20 protein-coding genes are annotated in these 18,490 nt (G+C 38.0%); 18 read left to right on the forward strand and 2 right to left on the reverse strand.

Annotated elements, in window-relative coordinates:
- Positions 1–57: 57 nt before the first annotated feature.
- A complete protein-coding gene (locus CDG55_RS08025; protein ID WP_087535856.1) occupies positions 58–1,368 on the reverse strand; it encodes a peptidylprolyl isomerase in 1,311 nt (436 codons plus the stop codon).
- Positions 1,368–3,833: an LPS-assembly protein LptD gene (locus CDG55_RS08030; protein ID WP_087535855.1), complete on the reverse strand. Its 2,466-nt coding sequence runs from the start codon at positions 3,831–3,833 to the stop codon at positions 1,368–1,370. The genes CDG55_RS08025 and CDG55_RS08030 overlap by 1 nt, the downstream gene beginning before the upstream one ends.
- Positions 3,834–3,951: 118 nt before the next feature.
- Between CDG55_RS08030 and CDG55_RS08035 the strand changes: the two genes are divergently transcribed.
- The 18 genes from CDG55_RS08035 (at position 3,952) to gspK (ending at position 18,404) form a co-directional block, all read left to right on the forward strand.
- On the forward strand, positions 3,952–4,965 hold the full coding sequence (locus tag CDG55_RS08035; protein WP_087535854.1) for an aminoglycoside phosphotransferase family protein: 1,014 nt from the start codon (positions 3,952–3,954) through the stop codon (positions 4,963–4,965).
- Complete coding sequence (gene murU / locus CDG55_RS08040) at positions 4,965–5,654, forward strand: N-acetylmuramate alpha-1-phosphate uridylyltransferase MurU (RefSeq protein WP_087535853.1); 690 nt, start codon at positions 4,965–4,967, stop codon at positions 5,652–5,654. The genes CDG55_RS08035 and murU overlap by 1 nt, the downstream gene beginning before the upstream one ends.
- Positions 5,655–5,830: 176 nt before the next feature.
- Positions 5,831–6,466: a 16S rRNA (guanine(527)-N(7))-methyltransferase RsmG gene (rsmG, locus tag CDG55_RS08045; RefSeq protein ID WP_087535852.1), complete on the forward strand. Its 636-nt coding sequence runs from the start codon at positions 5,831–5,833 to the stop codon at positions 6,464–6,466.
- Positions 6,467–6,484: 18 nt separating this feature from the next.
- A complete protein-coding gene (locus CDG55_RS08050; protein ID WP_005159877.1) occupies positions 6,485–7,267 on the forward strand; it encodes a ParA family protein in 783 nt (260 codons plus the stop codon).
- The gene (locus CDG55_RS08055) at positions 7,264–8,151 is read left to right on the forward strand and encodes a ParB/RepB/Spo0J family partition protein (protein WP_087535851.1); all 888 of its coding nucleotides are present in this window, start codon (positions 7,264–7,266) and stop codon (positions 8,149–8,151) included. The genes CDG55_RS08050 and CDG55_RS08055 overlap by 4 nt, the downstream gene beginning before the upstream one ends.
- 47 nt (positions 8,152–8,198) lie before the next feature.
- Positions 8,199–8,828 carry a MotA/TolQ/ExbB proton channel family protein gene (locus tag CDG55_RS08060; protein ID WP_005159881.1) on the forward strand — a complete coding sequence of 210 codons (630 nt, stop codon included), beginning with the start codon at positions 8,199–8,201 and terminating at the stop codon, positions 8,826–8,828.
- 14 nt (positions 8,829–8,842) lie between these two features.
- Positions 8,843–9,271, forward strand: a complete 429-nt coding sequence (locus CDG55_RS08065) for an ExbD/TolR family protein (RefSeq protein WP_005159883.1) — start codon at positions 8,843–8,845, stop codon at positions 9,269–9,271.
- A complete protein-coding gene (gene msbA, locus CDG55_RS08070; RefSeq protein WP_087535850.1) occupies positions 9,268–10,995 on the forward strand; it encodes a lipid A export permease/ATP-binding protein MsbA in 1,728 nt (575 codons plus the stop codon). The genes CDG55_RS08065 and msbA overlap by 4 nt, the downstream gene beginning before the upstream one ends.
- A gap of 2 nt (positions 10,996–10,997) precedes the next feature.
- The gene (gene lpxK / locus CDG55_RS08075; protein ID WP_087535849.1) at positions 10,998–12,005 is read left to right on the forward strand and encodes a tetraacyldisaccharide 4'-kinase; all 1,008 of its coding nucleotides are present in this window, start codon (positions 10,998–11,000) and stop codon (positions 12,003–12,005) included.
- A 9-nt stretch (positions 12,006–12,014) separates the two neighbouring features.
- On the forward strand, positions 12,015–12,776 hold the full coding sequence (gene kdsB / locus CDG55_RS08080) for a 3-deoxy-manno-octulosonate cytidylyltransferase (RefSeq protein WP_087535848.1): 762 nt from the start codon (positions 12,015–12,017) through the stop codon (positions 12,774–12,776).
- 2 nt (positions 12,777–12,778) lie between these two features.
- On the forward strand, positions 12,779–13,762 hold the full coding sequence (locus tag CDG55_RS08085; RefSeq protein WP_087535847.1) for a DNA polymerase III subunit delta': 984 nt from the start codon (positions 12,779–12,781) through the stop codon (positions 13,760–13,762).
- 339 nt (positions 13,763–14,101) lie between these two features.
- On the forward strand, positions 14,102–14,446 hold the full coding sequence (locus CDG55_RS08090; RefSeq protein ID WP_005159897.1) for a PilZ domain-containing protein: 345 nt from the start codon (positions 14,102–14,104) through the stop codon (positions 14,444–14,446).
- Positions 14,447–14,463: 17 nt separating this feature from the next.
- Positions 14,464–15,237 (forward strand): TatD family hydrolase, encoded by a 774-nt coding sequence (locus CDG55_RS08095; protein ID WP_087535846.1) that lies wholly within the window; start codon positions 14,464–14,466, stop codon positions 15,235–15,237.
- 40 nt (positions 15,238–15,277) lie between these two features.
- Positions 15,278–15,889: a TetR/AcrR family transcriptional regulator gene (locus CDG55_RS08100; RefSeq protein ID WP_034601445.1), complete on the forward strand. Its 612-nt coding sequence runs from the start codon at positions 15,278–15,280 to the stop codon at positions 15,887–15,889.
- Between the two features lie 8 nt (positions 15,890–15,897).
- Positions 15,898–16,449 (forward strand): prepilin-type N-terminal cleavage/methylation domain-containing protein, encoded by a 552-nt coding sequence (locus CDG55_RS08105; RefSeq protein WP_087535845.1) that lies wholly within the window; start codon positions 15,898–15,900, stop codon positions 16,447–16,449.
- Complete coding sequence (gspI, locus tag CDG55_RS08110) at positions 16,436–16,822, forward strand: type II secretion system minor pseudopilin GspI (RefSeq protein WP_087535844.1); 387 nt, start codon at positions 16,436–16,438, stop codon at positions 16,820–16,822. The genes CDG55_RS08105 and gspI overlap by 14 nt, the downstream gene beginning before the upstream one ends.
- Positions 16,822–17,451, forward strand: coding sequence for a type II secretion system minor pseudopilin GspJ (gene gspJ, locus CDG55_RS08115; RefSeq protein WP_042862502.1), 630 nt, complete (start codon positions 16,822–16,824; stop codon positions 17,449–17,451). The genes gspI and gspJ overlap by 1 nt, the downstream gene beginning before the upstream one ends.
- Positions 17,448–18,404, forward strand: coding sequence for a type II secretion system minor pseudopilin GspK (gene gspK / locus CDG55_RS08120; protein WP_087535843.1), 957 nt, complete (start codon positions 17,448–17,450; stop codon positions 18,402–18,404). The genes gspJ and gspK overlap by 4 nt, the downstream gene beginning before the upstream one ends.
- Positions 18,405–18,490 lie beyond the last annotated feature (86 nt).

Consider the following 18,490-nt stretch of genomic DNA (forward strand, 5'->3'; position numbering starts at 1 on the left):
TATTTTGAATATATTTAAAATAAAACTGCCGGCGATCGCCGGCAGTTTTAACTTGGATTATTTCGGTGCTTTCGTGTCTAGATTTGCATCCTTAATTTCAACATAAGCATTAGCTCGAAGTTCACGCATCCAACCGTCTACTTCAGTATCAAACAAACGCTCACCTAAAATTTGACGAGCCATACGTTCTTGCACTTCTTTAGTCATATCTTGTTGTCGAGTATCAGTCACTTGTAAAATGTGCCAACCAAACTGACTTTGGAAAGGTTTACTGATTTGCCCAACTGATGTTTCTTTCATGACTTGTTCAAACTCAGGCACCATAACACCTGGACTTACCCAGCCTAAACTGCCACCATCACGTGCTGAACCTGTATCATTTGAATAGGTTGCAGCGAGGGTCGCAAAATCTTCGCCCGCCGTCGCACGATTATAAAGACTATCAATCATTTGTTTTGCACGATCTAAGCTGACAACTTCAGATGGTTGAATCAAAATATGTCGAGTTTTATATTGTGATACAAGTGCTTTTTGATCATTTTGTTTGCGTTCTAAAAGTTTTAAAACATGAACGCCATCGCGGACATTGATCAGTTCTGTGGTCTGACCCGTTTGTAATGGTGTTATGCGTGCTGCAAGTTCAGTAGGAATGTCTGATAGTGCTCTGAATCCCATATCAGCACCATCAACCTTGATTGCACTGGTCGCAAGCTTGGTACTAATCGCTTTAGGATCATCATTAGTTGCAAGTGCTTGTTTGACTTCTTGTGCAACTTTTTTAACTTCTTCGCTATTTTCACCAGAAATACGCATGTGAATCACATGGACTTGTGTGCCAAGCGCAGCTTGGCCTTCTGGTGAATTTAAAAAGTTTTCAACATCATGATCACTGATTTTAATACGAGACATGACTTGTTGTTGGCGTAAGCGACCAATTGCTAAATCTTCCGCAATCCTATTGCGTAAATTTTCATAAGTATCTGGTGCAATCGCGTCCAATTTTTGTTGGAATGCTTCTAGTGTATTGGCACCTGATTGATTTGCAATTTTTAAGACTGCAGCATTTAAACTCTTTTCATCAGCTTTAATGCCAAAACGTTTGACCTGTTCTAATTGGGCTTGACGGATAATGAGCTGATCAAGCACTTGCATCTGTAAATACTGTTGGGGCGGCACAGTTTTATTTTGTGCTTTTAACTGATGTTCTGTTTCTGCAATCCCTTGTTCTAAATCACTTTTAAGAATGACACTACTATCAACTATTGCAACAACCTCATCCGTAGGTTGCGCAAAGCTTTGCATTGATGAAGAAATAAGTGTAGCGAGAACAGTCGCTTTAAAGATATGTTGGAAAGATTTTATCTTCATTAACGTTGTGTCCAAGATTGATTAATTTTGTTGAAACCTAAAACTCTATTTTCAAGAAGAGAGGCGAGTTTATTGTTGAGTGCACCTAGACCTTTAAGTGTAACCTCAGCCATAACAGCACGTTTTCTATGAACATCTGGTGAGTTTGGATCATCTAAATCATTGTAGTAAGATCTGCCATAAACTGAAATTGCCCAACAGCAAGATTCATAATTCACACCAAGTAAGTATTCTCGCATTAAACTATTATCTAAGTCATATTGAGCGTGACCCATAATACGCCAATTATCTTTTATTGGTTGTATAAACGATGCAACAGCTTGGTCGTATGAACTTTGACGATCTTGAATATTGCTACGATAGAAATAACCTACATTGTATAAGTTGCCTTTTTCTCCAGCATAGTAGGCTTGGAAGTCACGTTGAGCATTGTCGCCATTTGACATCCAAGCAGAATTTGCAGCTATGGTAAAGTTTTGATTCAATTGACTTGAAACACTTACAATTGGACCAGTATGGCGCTGTGTGTCAAACTCATCTGGTTGCTGATTTAATGTGACACGTCGATCACTAAAATAATAGCTTTGCCCAATACTTGCTTTAATACGTTCTAAGCCCTCTGTATCTAATAGGCTATAAGTTACACCCAGAGACAAGAAGTTATTATCATCTAAGCGGTCGTGTCCATAGAATCGATAAGGGTTGAAAAGTTGATCGTAATTAATTGATGCGGTGGTGGAATCAAAGTTAGGATGATCATCTTGTTTTTTATAAGGAGAATAGGCATAAAACGCACGAGGGGAAATACTCTGCAAATATTTACCTTCTTTTTCAAAAGTAACGCCTGTTGCAAAACTAAATTGAGGTACCGCAACTGATTTTTCTAAATCATCAGATATAGAAAGATCGCGACCTTCTTTAGAGTCTTGATCATAAAAAGTATTAATGCTTCTTACAGATATTTCTGGAATTGCATAAAACCACGATGGAGTTAGGTAGTTATAGCGAACGGCAAATTGATTATAAATACGTGTACCACTTGACTCTAACGCAGAGCCATCGGTGATGGATTTCTTAAAATAAGCAGTGTCGTTATTAAACTCATATTGTAAGCCTTGAGGGTTCCCACCTACATAATTTAATAAAAACTGTGGAAGACGTGCATAAGGCTTATCTGCATCTTTGATACTTTGATCTAGCGTTTGAAAGTCTTCAACCTTTAATTGAGTCTTAAGTCCAGGAATACCATTGCGATAATTAATTTCCCATGCGCGACGTAAGTTAAGATCTGTTCGCGTGTTTGGGTTGTTATTGAAGTCTGCGAAGTAATCTTTATCGGAAGCGTAGTTGTACTCTAAGTTAGTTGACCATTGGTTATTGATTTTCCAATCATGAAGAAAATGTAAATCACTTCGATCTGTATCTTCGTAATAGTTGTCGTTTGGTAAATATCCCCCCCAAATACGTCCAGAACCAAAACTTTCAGTCATATAACGGAATTCGGCATCTAATTTTGCACCGCGTTTGCTCATATAACTTGGTGTGAGTGTAAGATCATAATTTGGTGCAAGGTTAAGGTATACAGGTGCAGTCAGTTGGACGCCACTTTCGTTACTATAACCAAAAGTTGGACTTAATAAACCAGTGGTACGACGGTCATCAATTGGAAAATTGAAATATGGCACGGCTAAAACAGGCACGTCTTTTACATACAGTTTTGTTCCGCGAGTTACGCCACGACCAGTTGCTTGGTCAAGTTCAATTTGTTTAGCTTGGATTTTCCAAGCCGGTTTTTGTTCAGGAGGGCAAGCGGTATAACTTGCATCTTTCAATACAACTAAATTTTCATTCTGTCGTTTAATCTGACTTGCATGTCCGTGAGCATGTTGCTGTTCAGAAATATAAAAACTATTGTTCAAATCACCTGTTTGAGTTTTTAAATTATAATTTATTGCGTCACTTTGAGTGAGTAGGCCTGATTGAGCAAGCTGTACTCGACCTTGAGCGGAGGCGTGTGTCTGGGTTGAATCAATCGTAACTTGATCTGCACGAATGGTGCGACCTTCTTGATCAATCACGACATTGCCCTGTAGAACAGAATCGCCAGTTGGGTTGTAATGCCCATAATCAGCGGTAATCACGGAAGTCGTTGTATTGGAATTACTTGCCTTTGTTTCGGGATTAATTGGTGTAACCCATGTTCCCTGACAAAAAGATGAGCTTAAATAACGATTGTCTCGTAATTGTGCTTCTGGTGCAGATTTGTCGACATAATATTGCTGAAAAAATTTTTCACCAGGATAACTGTCTTGATCTTGGTTTTTTTGGATAGTGGCTTTCAGCTGTTTATTGTCAAGCGTAGAGACAGCATCAGCTGGAGCTGCGAAACCTGATTGGATCGAGCTGCCACACAAGAGTGTCAAAATAGCTGTTGCTAAAGGATTAAATTTAAACTGATGTTTCATTGTCTCATTAACCAGTACGCTAATTCACAATTAATTATTGTCGCATCATAGAGAAAAAGTTGATAAGTGGCTACACTTAAGCTTTCAAAATCTCAGCTAGTTTTAGATTTTATTGCAAATGAATACACAACGTGAACAATTGATACAAACTTGGCTCCAAGCCACTCTCCAATCTGATCAATTCGAGATCAATTATTTGGCTGGAGATGCAAGCTTTCGCCGTTATGCGCGAATTAAGTTACAAAACAAAACATATATGCTGATGGATGCGCCACCTGAAAAAGAAGATTGTGCACCATTTGTAAGTATTGACGAGTTTTTTGACAAAAATGGTGTGCGTGTTCCGCATATCGTTGCTAAAGACCTAACTTTGGGATTGTTACTATTGGAAGATTTTGGTGATGTTGTTCTTTCAACCTTACTAACAGATGAAACTGTTGACCAATACTATGCACAAAGCTTTGAACAGTTGATTGAATTACAAAAAATCGACGGTCTTGAACAACTGCCTGCATACTCTTATGAAAAATTAATGACAGAGATGCGTTTGCTGACAGAGTGGATGTTGCCTTCATTAGATATTCAGCCTACAGAGCAACAGTTAGAAACGATTGAACAAGCTTTTGACTTTTTAGCTGTTGAGGCGACGCATCAGCCACAAGTGATTGTGCATCGTGATTTTCATAGTCGTAACTTGATGAAAATAGAAAACGAGCAAGTATTAGGTGTGATCGACTTCCAAGATGCAGTCATTGGTGCAGATACCTATGATCTGATCTCGATTACACGTGATGCTTATGTACAATGGAATGCTGAGCGTGTCTACGAATGGTTTGAGGTGTTCTATAACTTATTACCAGCTGTAGCGAAAGAAAATCGTAGTTTCGAGCAATTCAAGCGAGATGCAGATTTGATGGCAATTCAACGCCATCTCAAAATTCTAGGTATCTTTGTTCGTCTGTTTGAGCGCGATGGTAAATCTGGGTACTTAAAAGACTTACCACGAGTAATGTGGTATTTGCTTGAAGAAAGCCAAGGTTATGATGAGCTGAATGAATTTATGCAGTTTATTCGTGACGTGGTCATGCCTAAATTTATTGCGAAATATGGCGATTACGAGGTTGCAGCATAATGAAAGCGATGATTCTTGCTGCAGGGCTAGGGAATCGCATGCGTCCTCTGACCTTACATACACCTAAACCTTTGCTTGAAGTAGGTGGAAAGCCACTGATTGTTTGGCATATTGAAAAGTTGCAAAAGATTGGTGTTACAGAGATTGTCATTAATACCGCTTGGTTGGGTGAAAAACTGGCAACTACTTTAGGAGATGGCTCAAAATTCGGTGTGACGATTTTGTGGTCTCATGAAGGAGAAGGGCTTGAAACTGCAGGTGGTATTATCAATGCTTTACCATTACTGGGTGATGAACCTTTTATTTTGGTGAATGGTGATGTTTGGACCACGATGGATTTTTCGTCATTGTTAAATGTCCATTTGGGAGATAAGCAAGCACACTTAGTATTGGTTGAAAATCCACCACAGCACCAGAAAGGTGATTTTATCTTGTCTAATAATTTGGCCCATACTTTTGAGCAGGGACAAATAGGTGAAGCCTTAACTTATAGTGGTATTGCAGTATTAGCTCCGCAGATGTTTAATGGTTTGGAAAATGGTAAAAGACCTCTAGCGCCATTGTTAAAGCAAGCGATGCAACAACAACAAGTGTCAGCTGAAAAATTACAAGGGATTTGGGTGGATGTTGGCACACCTGAACGTTTGGAACAGCTAGATCAACAAATTAAGCAAAATAAGTTTTCGTAATAGGTTATTGTCTTATTTACCTTAAATTTGTCTAAGGAAAGACAAAAAACTGAATAGATTGTGCAGTTTATCAGGTTTGAAAATGTTTAACTGCATAATCGTTCAACAAGTCCTACTGTGCCTTGCATCAGAAATGGGTATACTGCACGGCAAGTTTATCGAGATGTCGCACTGTTATGCATCCTTTTTTTCAAGAATTAAAGCAAGGTAGTCAAGCGTTAGGTTTAAACCTAAGTGAGGAAGCGCTAACACTCTTATTGAAATATCAAGATGCTCTCGTGCTATGGAATAAAGCATATAACCTGACAGCGATTCGTGACCCGAAAGAAATGCTGGTTAAACATTTATTAGATAGCTTAAGTATTTTAAATGATTTGCCACAAGGACGTTTATTAGATGTTGGCACGGGTGGTGGAATGCCGGGCATGATCATTGCATTATGTCAACCAGAGCGCTCGTGTGTATTATTAGATTCAAATGGAAAAAAAATTCGTTTTCTTAAGCAATTTATTGCCGATTTAAAATTGGATAATGTTGTTGCAGTTCAAACACGTGTAGAAAATGAAGACACGATTGATGAACTTGGTCAGTTTGATGTCATTACTAGTCGTGCATTTGCTTCATTAACTGATTTTGTAGATGCAGCGCAACCCTATATGCATGAGCAGAGTATTATTGCGGCAATGAAAGGTTTGGTTCCAACTGATGAAATGGAACAGATCAAAGAACAGTATTCATGCAAAGTGATTGAGTTGCGTGTGCCGCGATTAGATGAACAACGTCATTTACTTTTACTTCAACGAATTCAATAAAAAATATTAAGGGTAATCATGGCTCAAATTATTGCGATTGCAAACCAAAAAGGTGGCGTGGGAAAAACCACAACAGCCGTTAATCTTGCTGCTTCTTTGGCGATTTTGAAGAAACGTGTCTTATTGGTTGATATGGATTCTCAAGGTAATGCCACTATGGGGTCTGGCGTTCAAAAGAATGACTTACTTTACTCGATTACCGATGTGTTGTTGGGTGAAGTGCCAATTGAAACAGCAATTCAGAAAGCTGACGTTGGTTATAAAGTTTTAGGTGCAAATCGTGAACTTGCTGGCGTTGAGTTAGCAATTGCCGAGCAAGAAGGGCGAGAGTTTATTCTCAAAAATGCGTTACAAGAAGTAGATTCAGCATTTGATTATATTATTGTAGATTGTGCACCAAGCCTAAGTTTGATAACTGTGAATGCTTTGGCTGCGGTCAATGGTGTAATTATTCCGATGCAGTGTGAATATTATGCTTTGGAAGGTTTGGCAGATTTGACACAAACAATTGATCGTATACAAAAAGCCCTGAATCCAAACTTGGAAATTGTAGGGGTGTTACGTACGATGTATGATGCTCGTAATGCTTTAACCCGTGACGTGTCTGCTGAGTTAGAGCAATATTTTGGTAAAAAGTTATACGAAACGGTGATCCCTCGGAATATTCGTTTGGCTGAAGCGCCAGCACATGGCTTACCAGTGATTTATTTCGAAAAAAGCTCAAAAGGTGCAGTTGCATATTTGAATTTAGCTGCAGAAATGTTGAAGAAAAGTAAAGTGAAAAAAGGAAGTGCTGTATGAGCATCAAAAAACGCGGATTGGCTAAAGGTCGTGGTTTAGATGCACTATTGGGTTCAATTCAAAAAGAGAAATTGCAACTTGAAGCACAGGCTTTGGATCATGGTCAACTCAAGCAAATTGATGTCAATTTACTGAAACGTGGCGAATATCAGCCACGCCGTTTTATTCAAGAACAAGATTTACAGGAACTTGCTTCATCAATTGAGAAGCATGGCGTAATGCAACCGATTGTGATTCGTCCAGTAGATGATGAACAACACCCTTATGAGATTATTGCAGGTGAACGCCGTTGGCGTGCTGCCCAATTAGCAGGTTTGGCTGAAATTCCAGCAATTGTACGTGATTTAAATGACCAAGTCGCAATCGCATTGGCGTTAATTGAAAACATTCAGCGACAAGATCTCAATCCAATTGATCAAGCGGTAGCTTTGCAGCGTTTCCATGATGAATTTGGTTTAAGTCATCAAGAAATCGCAGATACAGTAGGTAAGGCTCGTACTACGGTGAGTAACTTATTGCGGTTATTAAGTTTGGCTGATCCAATTAAGGACTTAATGCAACAAGGTCAACTTGATATGGGACATGCTCGTGCCATTCTGACCCTAAAAGCAAAAGAGCAAATGGATGTTGCTAAAATCGTAATTGAAAAAGCATTATCAGTGCGTCAGACTGAACAGTTAGTACGTGAGTGGAGTGAACCAAAGCCTGCAAAGGAAAAGGTGCAGGTTTCTCCTGATATTGAACAATTGACTCAGAAACTATCGGAACGTTTTGGAGCAAATGTTAAAATTGACCATAACCAAAAAGGTAAAGGAAAAATGGTCATTCATTATCACTCATTGGATGAGTTGGATGGAATTTTAAATATTTGTTTACCTAACTAATATTTAAGGTGCGTCCTTTTATATTTTAAATATTATTGGGGAATAATATGTGGGAACTTGTGAAAGCGGGTGGTTGGTTAATGCTACCGCTTATTCTCTCATCAATTTTTACGGTTGCTATTACAATTGAGCGATATATTCGCTTAAGACGGTCACAAGTTTTACCTCAAGCATTACTGGTTCAAGGCTCAAATGTGGATAATGTTATTTCACATTTAGAGCAAGAAGACGTTGTAAAAAGTCCGTTAGGTCGTATTTTAAAAGCTGGTTATGATCATCAAGATCAAGGTGAGCAGTTTGCGCGTGCACAAATGGAAGCAACAGCTTCGCAAGAAATCAGCTATCTAGAAAAAAATATTAACTTTTTAGGTACATTGAGCGCGATTGCACCCTTGCTTGGTTTGTTAGGAACAGTACTTGGTATTATTGAATCGTTTTTAGTGATTGATATCGGTTCTGCTGGAAATGCAAGCATGATGATGCCTGGTATCTCTAAAGCATTGATTACTACGGCTGTAGGTATGCTGATAGCGATTCCAGCAATGATTGCTTATCGTTATTTTCAACGTGTAGTACATGAATATATTGCTGAGTTAGAACAACAATCAACATTATTTCATGCTGCACTTTTCTACAAAAAAGCACCTCATGTGCAAGAAAATCGCCGTGCAAGCTGAGCATAGGTGACATTATGAAATTTAAACGTTCTCAAGTTGAAGATATTCATATCAATTTGACGCCAATGATTGACTGTATGTTATTCATTTTGGTGTTTTTATTATTATCTACCACATTTAGTCAGCAAAGCCGTATAAATCTTACTTTACCAGATGCTCAAGGTGTTCCACCTAAACAATTCGATCACAAAATTGAAATCATGGTAGACTCCACGGGACATTATTCTGTGAATGGTCAAGCATTATCGACCAAAGATAGTGCCGATCTCAGTACTGCGATTAAACAGGCTGCACAGGATCGTCGTGATTTTATGTTTATTATTGCAGCTGATGCAAAAGCAAAACATGAAGATGTGATTCGTGTAATGGATGTGGCAGGTCAACTCGGCTTTGTTAATGTCAATATTAGCACCAAAGTTCCAACTAGAGGTTTTACTGAGTGAATCAGGATTTTAAGGTTTATGTCCGTTTAATATCATATTTAAAATCTTATTGGGGCGTTGCCTTATTTGTCTTACTTGGTTTTGGAATCAACGCTGCGACAGAGGTTTCTGTCGCAAAGTTATTGAAATATATTATTGATGCAATCCAAAATGGTAGTCGCGAAAATTTAGATTGGTTCCCGGCCTTAATTGTCTTACTTATGTTTTTCCGTGGCCTTGGTTTGTTCTTAGGTGGATACTTTTCAGCAGTTATTTCACGTAGTTTGGTATTTAGTATTCGTCAAGAAGTTTATGCTAAATTACTGCGCTTACCTGCGCAATATTATCTTGATAACAGTGCAGGTCATATCAGTGCAAAATTGATGTATAACGTCGAACAACTCACAGCAGCATCATCTGAATCTCTACAAACATTAGTTAAAGATGGTTTAATTGTTATTGGTTTGTTGAGTTATTTACTCTATACCAACTGGCGTTTGACTCTATGTATCGTGGTTTTCATGCCTTTCATTGGGATATTGGTCAGAATCGCATCTAAGAAAATGCGTAAGTTGTCAATTCAAGTGCAAAACACGATGGGCGATGTGAACCATGTGGTACAAGAAACGATTAATGGAAACTCGGTGGTTAAGAGTTTTACGGGTGAGGTTTTTGAGCAGCAACGTTTTTACAAATCTTCTGAGGAAAACCTTCGTCGTGGCCTAAAAATGGTTGTGGTGCAGAATATTAATAGCCCGATCATACAATTACTATTGTCTATGGCAATGGCAATTATTTTATGGTTAGCGCTTCGCCCACAGGTTTTAGGTGACACCTCAGCAGGAGAGTTTGTTTCCTACATTACTGCGGCAGGTCTGATCTCTAAACCAGTGAAGAATTTAACTGATATTAATGAGAAACTTCAGCGTGGTTTGGCAGCAGCGCATTCGGTATTTGAACTGCTTGACATGCCAGAAGAAGAAAATAATGGTCAGCTTAAGCCGGTTTTGAAAGGCAATATTAAATTTGATCATGCTAATCTGCGTTATACAGATGGTACACATGCAATTAAGGATTTTTGTCTAGATATTGAAGCAGGTCAGACCATTGCTTTGGTTGGTCGATCTGGTGCAGGGAAAACCTCATTAGTAAATATGTTGCCGCGTTTTCAAGAATTAAGTGAAGGGCAAATTTATTTTGATGATATTCCTGTACAAGAGATAGAGCTTTCTTATCTTCGCTCACAAATTGCGACAGTCAATCAACAGGTTGTACTATTCAATCGTTCTGTGCGTGACAATATTGCTTATGGTCAGCTTCAAGACTCAAGTGATGAACAGGTTATTGCAGCTGCAAAAGCTGCCTATGCGCATGACTTTATTATGAATTTGCCACAGGGTTACGACACAATACTTGGTGCGCAAGGTTTGAATCTTTCAGGCGGTCAGCGTCAACGTATTGCGATTGCCAGAGCAATCTTAAAAGATTCTCCAATCTTAATCTTAGATGAAGCAACCAGTGCGCTTGATAATGAGTCTGAATACTTCATCCAACAAGCTTTTGATGAAGCGATGCAAGGTCGTACGACGATAGTGATTGCGCACCGTTTATCTACAGTTGAAAATGCAGATCTTATTGTGGTAATGGACAAAGGACAAATTATCGAGCAGGGTACACATACTGAGTTGCTAGATAAACATGGCGTGTATTATCAATTGCATCAACGTAATTTTGAGGAAAATTAATAATGTCTATTGCGCAACACGTACAAGATGCTTGGAATACAAAAGCGTCGTGGTTGATTGTGTTGCGTCCTTTATCATTATTGTATCGCTTAGTTTTTGAATTAAATAAAACCTTATATAAGGTTGGTCTTAAGAAAAAATACACAGCCCCAATTCCTGTGATGATTATTGGTAATATTACGGTTGGAGGAAGTGGGAAAACACCTTTATTAATTCAGCTCGTTAAATATTTACAGCAACAAGGTGTTCGTGTTGGTGTAATTAGTCGAGGATATGGTGGCAAAGGACCTTTTCCAGTTTTGGTGAATGCTTTGTCTGAACCAGATATTGCTGGTGATGAGCCGTGCCTAATCGTTCAATCTACTCATGTACCCATGGCGGTTGGGCCAAATCGTCAAGCATCAATTGAATTATTATTGAAATCTGAAAAACTCGATTTAATTATTAGCGATGATGGTTTGCAGCATTGGGCATTAGCACGTCAAATTGAATGGATTGTTCTAGATCAAAATCGTGGTTTGGGGAATGAAAAGTTGCTGCCTGAAGGGTATCTACGTGAGCCTAAATCACGCCTAAATAGAAGTACGGTCATTGAACATACTAAAATTGCCCAATCACAAAGGAATATGCATTTAGCGATTGGTCAGCCATATCTGTTAAATTTAAATAAAGATTTAAATGTGTTTGATCCAAATCAGTATTTTAATGTGGTTGTTGGTATTGGCTTCCCACAACGATTTTATCAAACTTTAAATCAATTGAATGTGAAGCAATATCAAACACATGAGTTTGCTGATCATTATGATTATCAGATCGATGATCTCACCTTCAATAATCAAGATGCAATTATTACCACAGAAAAAGATGCGGTAAAGCTTAAGGTTTTATTGAAACAATACCCAGAATTTAATATTCCGATTTGGGTTGTGCCTGTTGAAGCGGTTTTATCTGCAGACTGTTATGATTTATTGAAACAACAATTGCAACAAGTCGGTATCCAATTTTCTTAGAGTTCTAACATGAAACATATTGTCATTCCTGCTCGTTTTGCGAGTTCACGTTTACCTGCAAAACCACTTTTGCTTATTCATGGTCGTCCAATGATTTTGCGTGTGGTAGATCAAGCGAAGAAAGTTGCAGGTTTTGATGATTTATGTGTTGCGACTGATGATGAGCGTATTGCAGAAGTGTGTCGTTCGGAAGGAATTGATGTGGTTTTAACCAGTGCCGATCATCCGTCAGGCACAGATCGTTTGAGTGAAGTTGCTCGTCTAAAAGGCTGGGCAGAAAACGATATTATTGTCAATGTACAGGGTGATGAACCATTACTTCCTGCTCAATTGGTTCAACAAGTTACTCAGCTTTTAGTTGATCAACCGCATTGCTCAATGTCTACTTTATGCGAGCCTATTCACGCATTAGATGAATTCCAGCGCGATAGTATCGTCAAAGTCGTGATGAGTAATCGTAAAGAAGCATTATATTTTAGTCGAGCAACTATTCCTTATGATCGTGATGGTGCAAAATTACAGCAGCCAAAGCTGCATGATCGTGCTTTTCGTCATCTGGGTTTATATGCATATCGTGTTAAATTGTTGCAAGAATATGTGTCATGGGAACAAGGCGATCTTGAAAAATCAGAAAGTCTTGAACAATTACGCGTATTAGAAAATGGTCATCGTATTGCGATCGATATTGCTGAAGCCAATCTGCCTCCGGGTGTAGATACACAAGCTGATCTAGAGCGTTTAAATGCGCTACCAGTAAGTTTATTTGAATAATTATGATGAGTATGCAGTCAACAACCGTTTATCCTTGGCACAAGCAGACATGGGCGTTGTTGACAACGCGTTTTCCCGATATAGGTCATGGTTTACTTTTTTATGGTAAACATGGCTGCGCGAAATATCAATTTACTGAGCGTTTTGTGGCATGGGTATTATGTTTAAACAAACAAGCCGAACAAGCTTGTGGTGAATGTACAAGTTGTCTTTGGTTGAAGTCTAATACACATCCTCGCTATGTCCATATCACCACAGATGAAGAAAATAAAAAGCAAAATGCCAAGATAAAAATCGAAAAGATTCGTGATTTATTACCATTTGTTCAACAGACTGGTGATGGATGGCGAGTCGTTGTGATTGAGCCAGCGGAGGCTTTGAATATAGCATCCGCAAATGCATTGCTAAAGACTTTAGAGGAACCTGGAGAAAGGGTTATTCTGATTCTATTGGCGGATCATTACTTGAAATTACCAGCAACGATTCGAAGCCGTTTGCAGCATTTCGCTTTAGACCGTCTAGATACCCAAGATGCACAAAACTTTATTCAGCAGCAAATAGCGAATATTTCAGCTGAACACATTGATTTGTTGCTTAATCTCGCAAATGGCATGCCATTGACTGCCGTTGAAATTAATCAGAGCGATTGGTTGCATAAAAGAGATTTATTCTTGAAAGATTGGTTTAAGTTGGTCTCAGAAAAAAATATGCCTTTAAGTTATTCAAGCAAGTGGTCGAAAGAGTTGAGTTTCTCTGAATTTATGACAATGTTTGAATATTTGTTGGCTGATTTAGTCGCTATAAAATTAAATCAATCTTTGAGAAATAAAGACTTAGATTTAACACAGCTTGCACAGCTTTATGACTTGGAAAGCTTATTTCAAATTTATTCTGACCTGCAACAGAAAAAATTGATGGTTGAGCAAAATGTACAAACACAGTTGGTATTAGATCAGTTGTTTATTCAATTGATGCATGTGGTTTAGATAGGGTATTAAAATCTTTTATGTTGATTGAATGCTTGATTTTGTAATAGCCAAAAAGCATTTGCTTTCGTTATGGTGATCACCTCTGAAATCGTGATTCATCGAAGGCTATATTTGTTTAAATAAAAACCATTTTTTGTTTGTTTTCGAACAGTTTTCCTCAAACATTATTTGTTGTTTGTCGGATTGTTTCCTATAATTAAAATAGCAGTAATTATAGTTTTTTAAATTGACGGTAGAAAATATTGAATTTGAGAGGCATGTAAATATGCTTAAAAATTTACTAATGCTATGAAAATATAGATATTTCAAACTATTTGTATTTGACAGGGGAATGTTATGCAACCACAAATGATGGGCGGAATTATACAGGTCAATATTCCTGATAAAGCAACTTTGCAATCAAGTTATATGCCTTTTGTGCAAGGTGGCGGTTTATTTGTTTCCACGAAACAAGCCGTAAAAATGGGACAGGAAGTTTTTGTTTTAGCGACTTTACCAGAGCAGTCACAAAAAATCCCATTAACGGGTAAGGTGATTTGGATTTCGCATAAACAAACACATTTTAAACCACAAGGTTTTGCAATTCAGCTTGCTGGTGAAAAAGGTGTGTATTACAAAAATGAGGCTGAGAGATTGTTGGCTGGTTCAAAAGCGATGGATCGTCCAAGTTTTACGATGTAAGTTGATAGGAAATAAGCGTGTTTGTTGATACCCATTGTCATTTAACGATGTTAGATCTAAGTCCTTACGATGGGAGTTTAGATCAAGCGCTTGCCCAAGCTCGCCTTGCAGGTGTTTCAAAATTTATGGGCATCTCAGTTGATTTAGATGATCATATTAAATTGGCTGAAATCGCCTCTCGACATGATGACGTGGGTTATTCTGTAGGTGTTCATCCATGCGAGGATGATCATATTATGGCACGAGCAACAACAGACTACCTCGTAGAGCTAGCACAGTCTGATAAGGTATGGGCATTAGGGGAAACAGGTTTAGATTATTATCACAGTACAAATTTTATTGCAGAACAGAAACGATGTTTTGCCCGTCATATTCATGCATCAAAAATTGTAAAAAAACCTGTGGTTGTGCATACACGATCAGCCAAACACGATACCGTCGATATTATAAGAGCAGAGCAGTCCACACATGGTATTTTGCATTGTTTCACCGAAGATTGGGAAACAGCGAAGGCTGTTTTAGATTGTGGTTACTATATTTCTTTTTCTGGTATTGTTTCATTCAAAAATGCACAAGAATTACGTGATGTAGCTAAACAAGTGCCGCTTGATCGGTTGTTAATTGAAACGGATAGCCCATATTTAGCACCTATGCCTTATCGGGGTAAAACCAATGAGCCTAAATATGTGCCTTATGTTGCAAAGGCGTTAGCGGATGTATATAACAAGTCAGTTGAAGAAATAGGTATGATTACCACACAGAATTTTGAGAATCTTCTTCGTTTGAAGTAAACGGTTTAGTTGTATTAGCAAAGAGAGTTATCACGTGAAAATGGATCGCCAAGCTCAGTTTAGAGCACGAGAAGCCTTAATTTTTCAGATCGCTGAGCAACTCCTATTAGAAAATGGTGAAGCAGGCATGACTTTGGACGCTTTAGCGGCGGAATTAGATCTTGCTAAAGGCACATTATATAAGCACTTTCAGAGCAAAGATGAATTGTATATGTTGCTGATTATTCGTAATGAACGAATGCTGCTTGAAATGATTCAGGATACAGAGAAAGCTTTCCCTGAGCATCTAGCTTTTTTCATGCTACACCATTTACATCATCCTGAACGTACTGCTTTATTTCATCAAATTGAAGAACGCCTCTCTACGACGGGTCAAGGTATTCAGTTATTATTTAGTGAATTGTATAAAGTTCGTCGTCAACGTTTACGTATTATCATTCGTATGACAGAAAGTTATTTATTAGATATAAATAGCACGATGACAACGCGTGATTATTTGGCTTCGATTTGGTCTCTGACTTATGGTGCAGCAGTTATTCTGAATTCTAGCTTTTATCAGCGTTATTTAGGTTCACGTGATAGTTTACGTGTGGCTTATATTGATCAAGCTTTAGGTTTGCCAAAACAAATTGAATATTTAGCGAATGGCTGATAAATAAAATGAAATCACCACATAGATTACAACAAGGTTTTACCCTCATTGAGATCATGGTGGTGATTGTAATCATGACGATTATGACATCTTTGGTTGTTCTGAATATTGGTGGTGTAGATCAACGTCGAGCGATGCAAGCCAGAGAAATGTTTATACTTGATTTAAAAAAGATTAATAAAGAATCAACGGATCAAGCTAAAGTTTTTGCCTTAAATACTCAAAATGCGACTGACGTTGCACCATTTCGCTATAATTTGTTTGAGTATCATGATCAGAGCCATGAGCAAATTCAGCAAGCTGATCGGACGTGGCAGCCGTATAAAGAGTTTAAACTTCGAGAGCTACCGACTAGCGTATCTTTTAGTATTCAAACTTTAAATGCTGAAGAATATCGAAAAGCGAGAAATGAGGACTTATTAGGTGGTAAAGCACCGCAACTCATATGGTTTGGCAATGGTGAAGTTAAGCCTGTCCGTATTCAATTTTATTATGAGCAACAGCCAATTGGACATGAGTTTCAAATAGATCATTTGGGTAAAATAAATGAAGAAGATTAAAGCATTTACCCTGTTGGAAGTAATGGTTGCTTTAGCGATATTTGCTGTCGCTGCAATTGCATTAACAAAAATTGCCATGCAATATACACAATCTACATCGAGTGCGATTTTGCGAACAAAAGCACAGTTCGTTGCAATGAATGAAATTGCAATGATGGAAATGAATCAAGAATGGTTGGATGGAACGCAATCGAAACAGGTGACTTCTCAAGGCGAGACTTGGCAGATTGATAAAAAAGCACAGGCTACAATTAGCCCCAAAATACAACGTATCGAATTACAAGTAAGTTTATTTAATACTGAGCAAGGTAAAGTTGAAGCGGGCATCACCAATATGGTGTTTTTTAATTATCCAGCAAAAGCTAGAACATGATGAAAATTAAAAAGGGTTTTACCCTTGTTGAATTGCTGGTTGCAATTGCTATTTTTGCCGTACTTTCAATGCTTGGTTGGAAAGTTTTTGATTATTTATTAAAAGTCAAAGATCGTAATGCAGAGCATGAAACACATTTATTTGCGTTACAAGATGCCTATCAGCAGATTCTAAGAGATAGCCTGCAAATTATTCCATTAACGGCAAATGATGGTCGACAATTACAAGCCGCTTTGGTGCTAAATGATCGTGGTTTTATGTTTAGTAAAGCAGGGGTGTCCGATCCGTTGAAACAAGGTTTGTCACCTTATGAACGTATTGAATATCGCTACGATTCAACACAGAAAAAAGTTTATCGACTCAAATATTCAAATCTAAATATTCCAAATCGGGTACAACCCATCTCAAGTACCTTATTAGAAAATGTAGATCAATTTAAAGTAATCGTGATGAATCCACAGGAACTGACACAATGGCCTGAAAATATTGGTGATCCTAATAATATTAATGAGTTAAAAAAATTACCATTAGGCATAAAAATACAGCTTAGTGTTGCAGGCACGGATTACGAGTGGATTTATAGTCTACTGAATGCAAATCAATTGTTGGGAAATAACTCACCACCATGAAAAACTATTCATCTCAGCGTGGCGTAGCTTTATTAACGATTTTAGTCATGGTTGCTTTAGCAACGATTTTGGCTGCAACAATTGCAAAACGACAAACCAATACCGCTGAAAATACGGGCTATTTGATGCGTCAGGATCAATCGTTATTGTATGCAAAAAGTGCAGAAGCTTTTTTTTCAGAGTTACTCATTCAAGATAGCGATAATGGTAGTAGTATTGATCATTTACAGGAAAACTGGGCAAAACCGATGCCATCATTTCCCGTAGAAGATGGATCAGTCTCAGGAAAACTACTAGATGAGTCAGGAAAGTTTAATCTAAATAATTTGGTTAAGGCTGATGGCAATCAAGTTGATGATTCTGCTCGACGTTGGTTTGAAAAGTTATTGCAACGTGTAGGTCTGCCTGCTGAACTCAGTCAAGCTGTGATTGATTGGCAAGACACAAATGATGAAGTGACTGGCGCAATGGGTGCGGAGAGTAGCTATTACCAAGGACTAGATCCTGCATATTTAACGCCGAATACCAAGTTTCATAGTATAGAAGAATTAAAACTTGTACGAGGTTTTGAAGGCAAAAACTACGATTTGATCAAACCTTATGTCACGGCATTACCTGAACAGACTAAGGTGAATATGAATACAGCACCTGCATTACTATTAGCTAGTATTGATCCTAAAGTAGATGTCAAAGCTATCGAACAACAATTAAAAATCAAGGAAACTGAGTTAACGCATTTTAATAATGTAGATGATTTATGGAAATTAAGTGCTTTTTCTGGGATAGATGAACAGAGTAAAACGGATGCCGCATCTTTATTAGATAGTAAGTCAAATTATTTTACGGCTCAAATTGAAGTGATGCTAAATGAGCGTAAGCGCCAATTTAACAGCTTAATGATGAGAAAAGATAAACAAGTGATTGTGTATTCAAGAAGTCTTGCACCATTCTAGTCTTTGTATAGATTGGATTATTGAATAGTCACAAGGCTTAAAATCAATCCCACCGATGATTTTTTTGCTTTATAATAAAATCTGTT

Origin of the sequence: Acinetobacter sp. WCHA45 (assembly GCF_002165255.2) — a bacterium.
In the GTDB taxonomy this organism is placed as follows: domain Bacteria; phylum Pseudomonadota; class Gammaproteobacteria; order Pseudomonadales; family Moraxellaceae; genus Acinetobacter.

Excerpts from the sequence above, each read along its gene's own strand:
- gspI (WP_087535844.1), top strand. The coding sequence starts at position 16,436 with ATGAAGAAGATTAAAGCATTTACCCTGTTGGAAGTAATGGTTGCTTTA.
- kdsB (WP_087535848.1), top strand. The coding sequence starts at position 12,015 with ATGAAACATATTGTCATTCCTGCTCGTTTTGCGAGTTCACGTTTACCT.
- CDG55_RS08025 (WP_087535856.1), bottom strand. The coding sequence starts at position 1,368 with ATGAAGATAAAATCTTTCCAACATATCTTTAAAGCGACTGTTCTCGCT.
- rsmG (WP_087535852.1), top strand. The coding sequence starts at position 5,831 with ATGCATCCTTTTTTTCAAGAATTAAAGCAAGGTAGTCAAGCGTTAGGT.
- CDG55_RS08085 (WP_087535847.1), top strand. The coding sequence starts at position 12,779 with ATGATGAGTATGCAGTCAACAACCGTTTATCCTTGGCACAAGCAGACA.
- CDG55_RS08055 (WP_087535851.1), top strand. The coding sequence starts at position 7,264 with ATGAGCATCAAAAAACGCGGATTGGCTAAAGGTCGTGGTTTAGATGCA.
- lpxK (WP_087535849.1), top strand. The coding sequence starts at position 10,998 with ATGTCTATTGCGCAACACGTACAAGATGCTTGGAATACAAAAGCGTCG.
- CDG55_RS08050 (WP_005159877.1), top strand. The coding sequence starts at position 6,485 with ATGGCTCAAATTATTGCGATTGCAAACCAAAAAGGTGGCGTGGGAAAA.
- CDG55_RS08105 (WP_087535845.1), top strand. The coding sequence starts at position 15,898 with ATGAAATCACCACATAGATTACAACAAGGTTTTACCCTCATTGAGATC.
- CDG55_RS08100 (WP_034601445.1), top strand. The coding sequence starts at position 15,278 with ATGGATCGCCAAGCTCAGTTTAGAGCACGAGAAGCCTTAATTTTTCAG.
- CDG55_RS08065 (WP_005159883.1), top strand. The coding sequence starts at position 8,843 with ATGAAATTTAAACGTTCTCAAGTTGAAGATATTCATATCAATTTGACG.
- CDG55_RS08035 (WP_087535854.1), top strand. The coding sequence starts at position 3,952 with ATGAATACACAACGTGAACAATTGATACAAACTTGGCTCCAAGCCACT.
- CDG55_RS08030 (WP_087535855.1), bottom strand. The coding sequence starts at position 3,833 with ATGAAACATCAGTTTAAATTTAATCCTTTAGCAACAGCTATTTTGACA.
- CDG55_RS08060 (WP_005159881.1), top strand. The coding sequence starts at position 8,199 with ATGTGGGAACTTGTGAAAGCGGGTGGTTGGTTAATGCTACCGCTTATT.
- gspJ (WP_042862502.1), top strand. The coding sequence starts at position 16,822 with ATGAAAATTAAAAAGGGTTTTACCCTTGTTGAATTGCTGGTTGCAATT.
- murU (WP_087535853.1), top strand. The coding sequence starts at position 4,965 with ATGAAAGCGATGATTCTTGCTGCAGGGCTAGGGAATCGCATGCGTCCT.
- gspK (WP_087535843.1), top strand. The coding sequence starts at position 17,448 with ATGAAAAACTATTCATCTCAGCGTGGCGTAGCTTTATTAACGATTTTA.
- CDG55_RS08090 (WP_005159897.1), top strand. The coding sequence starts at position 14,102 with ATGCAACCACAAATGATGGGCGGAATTATACAGGTCAATATTCCTGAT.